Origin of the sequence: Variovorax sp. LG9.2 (genome assembly GCF_035018885.1) — a bacterium.
Lineage (GTDB): Bacteria > Pseudomonadota > Gammaproteobacteria > Burkholderiales > Burkholderiaceae_C > Variovorax.
Window position 1 is genome coordinate 1 of record NZ_JASJXB010000128.1, and the last position, 284, is coordinate 284.

Genomic DNA, 284 nt, shown 5'->3' on the forward strand with positions numbered 1-284 from the left:
ATCACGGCAGCGCTGCGCAATTCGCTGGGGGTGTCCGTCAACCACAAGTGCGTCCAGCGCCTCATGAAGGAGATGGGATTGCGCGCGCTGATTCGGGCGAGGAAGCGCTCTCGGCACGTCCCTGAAATCAGCGATGTGCACGTGCTAAACGTCCTGAAACGAAATTTCTGCGCAAAGGCTCCCAATGAGAAATGGGCGACCGACATAACCGAGTTCAACGTGAACGGGCAGAAGCTCTATCTATCGGCCTGCATGGACTTGTACAACGGCGAGATCATTGCGCA

Annotated in this window: 1 protein-coding gene; it reads left to right on the forward strand. The window is 56.7% G+C overall.

Annotated elements, in window-relative coordinates; genetic code table 11:
- The coding region (locus QN413_RS27215; RefSeq protein WP_323499660.1) for an IS3 family transposase at nucleotides 1-284 on the forward strand (284 nt) is incomplete at both ends.